Origin of the sequence: Saccharibacillus qingshengii, assembly GCF_013185195.1 — a bacterium.
GTDB classification, from domain to species: Bacteria; Bacillota; Bacilli; order Paenibacillales; family Paenibacillaceae; genus Saccharibacillus; species Saccharibacillus qingshengii.
Map to the genome: position 1 here is coordinate 1 of NZ_JAAZWC010000064.1, position 2848 is coordinate 2848.

The 2848-nt window shown below is 44.1% G+C and carries 4 protein-coding genes; all 4 read right to left on the reverse strand.

Features of this window, described 5'->3' with window-relative positions; translation table 11 throughout:
- Nucleotides 1–728, reverse strand: a 728-nt coding sequence (locus HRQ60_RS23160; RefSeq protein ID WP_172200957.1) for a hypothetical protein, incomplete at its 3' end; no start/stop codon positions are given.
- Between the two features lie 17 nt (nt 729–745).
- Nucleotides 746–1318 carry a M57 family metalloprotease gene (locus tag HRQ60_RS23165; RefSeq protein WP_172200960.1) on the reverse strand — a complete coding sequence of 191 codons (573 nt, stop codon included), beginning with the start codon at nt 1316–1318 and terminating at the stop codon, nt 746–748.
- 240 nt (nt 1319–1558) lie between these two features.
- Nucleotides 1559–2251 (reverse strand): IS630 family transposase, encoded by a 693-nt coding sequence (locus HRQ60_RS23530; protein WP_343044809.1) that lies wholly within the window; start codon nt 2249–2251, stop codon nt 1559–1561.
- Nucleotides 2248–2703, reverse strand: a complete 456-nt coding sequence (locus tag HRQ60_RS23535; RefSeq protein WP_216671682.1) for a helix-turn-helix domain-containing protein — start codon at nt 2701–2703, stop codon at nt 2248–2250. The genes HRQ60_RS23530 and HRQ60_RS23535 overlap by 4 nt, the downstream gene beginning before the upstream one ends.
- Nucleotides 2704–2848 lie beyond the last annotated feature (145 nt).

Below are 2848 nucleotides of genomic sequence, written 5' to 3' on the forward strand. Positions count from 1 at the left end.
GCGAGCATGTTCAAGGCTTTTTTAGCTTTAATTTCGATTCGGATCTGGCTTAAATAGGTTTGCGTACAGGCCCTAGAATCTATTTTTTGAATTTTCGCTTTAAAATCTACAATATTTTCTCCAGGAATATAATCTTCATCTACAGTAGATTGAGCCAAAAGCCCTTTATTTTCTTCACTGGCTAATTCTTTTCCGTAGTCGGGATTCACTGCAATCACAGTTTCATTTTCGATTTCAAATCGACCTTGGTACACACCGGAAACAAAATACAAAGATTCAATAGATGTATCGGATCCCTTTTTTAAAAAAAGTACGTTTTTTTCACCAATTGTAAAGGGAGGATCATCAGTTTCTACGGATACTCCTTCTTCTACTTTTAAAGGCGCTAATGCATTGATTACAATTTCTTTTTGACTTGGATTTCCTGAAATAACATCTATTACATTAGCTGTGTAACGAGCGAACTCTGCTTGTGGATTTTCTTTATGGAGTCCAGTGATTTCTACTTCAGCTATCAGATCTGCAGAGTTTGTAAGCTCTTCAAGAGAACCATAAAAATTGGCTACGCTTGTAGATTGAGAAACGCCTCCTTTAGATACTTGTTTGCTTTCAACTTTGGCTGGATTTGTTGGTGTTTCTTGATTATTAGTATTGTGATTATTCACTAAGATTCCAGTGCTTGCCGAAATTACTAGTGCTGCTGCTGTTACTAAAATTAATTTTTTCATAATAGATACCTCCTTGATTATTTATAAATAAAAGTGATCCCGTCTACATCGTCTTTTTGAGGCGTATATATCCCAAAAGTGTCGTATCGCGCTGAAGTATAACCATTCATCAAACTTGCGTATCCAGAACTCAAGTCAGCTAATCCTAAGATGTGCCCGAGCTCGTGAGTTGCCACCGATTCAGTTTTAGCAGCTGTGTATTTAGACGTGTGATAAGTGTTAAGCCAAGAAAATCCGCCATAAGCATTTTTTGATGCGTCAAAATAGGTAGTTGCTCTTCCATCGCTATCGATACTACTATTATAGACTGTGGACAAGCTTACCTTTCCGCTGGTTCCTCCATTTGTAAACTTAATAAGGTTAGTCTTGTAATTCCAATTGTTCACTGCATTATTCCAAACTGCATCTGCGCTACCATCCCTAGAGTAAGTAATGTTTGTTCTCGTAGAAGCTGGCCAAGAATGTCCTGCAAGCGACCAACCTCCTTGAGCAGCTGAAACTACTGGCTGATTGGCAAAAGAGAAGAATGTTGTTAAAGAAACAGCCCCAATCATAGCAGAAGTCAACAAAACCTTAATCATTTTTTTCATATGATTCCTCCTAAAAGTTTGGCTTCTCTATGGAGACGAAAGGTTTTTTAAAAAAGTTACGATTTTAATTCTTTTTTTTTCGACGGATTGTAAAATGAAGTGCAACACCTCGAACTGAATACAAAAAGGGCTCATGGCCGGATTCGTGTAGAATAAAGTCACCACAACCTCTCTACAAGGAGAATCCACCATGAGCTACACTCATTTTAGCATAATCGAACGCAACAAACTAGTACAGCGTCAACTCAAAACCACTGGATAAAGATGCTTTAATCGAGTTCGGGCATCGTCCGTTGTAAAATGCCAGCTCACCCCTTTTTGCTCCGCATTGCGCTTGTGTTCCCAAGCTTTCACTTCGCGTTGTAAGGTGTCCAAATCCGGCATTCGGGATTTCAGGCACTGCTTGCTTAACACACTGAGCTCAATTTCGGCAACATTAAGCCAGCTCCCGTGTTTAGGCGTATGGTGAATTTCAATTCGTTTCGCGAGTCGGTTGGCCGTCTCCGGATCAAAGGCCGCATAGAGCGAAGCGATCGAATGGGTATTCAGATTGTCCATCACGAGCACGATTTTCGGAACATGCGCGTATCGCCCTTCCAGCAGCGTCCGAACTTCTTCGGCAAAATCGATTCCGGTCCGTCTTGGTCGGGCCGACATTTGACGCCAACCGACCAAAGGTTCGGTAAACACGAACAAACTACAGGTTCCATTTCGCTTGTATTCGTTGTCGTAACGCTCGGGTTTTCCCGGTTCCATGGGCAGAGGCTCCCGGACTTCATGGAGCAGCTGCATCGGCTTTTCGTCCATACAAATGACGGGACATTCGGCATTGTAAGCTCTGGCGTATACGTCCAGCACATCTTCCATCGCGGCGACGAAAGCCGCATTTTGCTTGGGCGGAATGCTCCAGCATTTGCGCAGATGCGGCTTCAGTTCCGTTTTTTTAAAACGCGGCGAACCGCCTCATGCGAGATGCTGTCGAGAATTTGGAGCTCCACGGTTTTGTCCGCCAGAAGCTGAAGACTCCAGCCGGCAGATCCTTCTGGCGGCGTACTGCAACTCAGCGCGATGATTTTCGCTTCCACTTCGCCCGTAATCTTCGCGGGAACCGGAGGGGTTTGACGTTTTTTGCGATGAAGGAGATCGATTCCTCGCGTGGTAAATTCTTTACGAATCGCAAAAACGGTGGCGGGATGGATATGGAAAGAGGTCGCAATATCCACGTCTCGGCGCTTGCCGCCTGGCTGATTCAAGTCGGTAGCGAGCAGAATATGGGCACGGAGAATCGAACGGGCTGGCGCTTTTCCTTTCGAAATAAAAGCAAGAAGTTGCGTGCGTTCTTCTGAAGTTAGACAGACCGGATGGACGGTTGTGGTTCTGGACATGGAGAACACCTCATTTTTCGAGATTTTCTCTGAGTTTAACATACTTATGCTTTTAAATTTGATGCTGTACTAGAACTCTTGCTCAGCCAAGGAGCCGGGATTCGGGCTATTGGCCGAGCACTTGGAAGGTCGGCAGGAGCCGTCA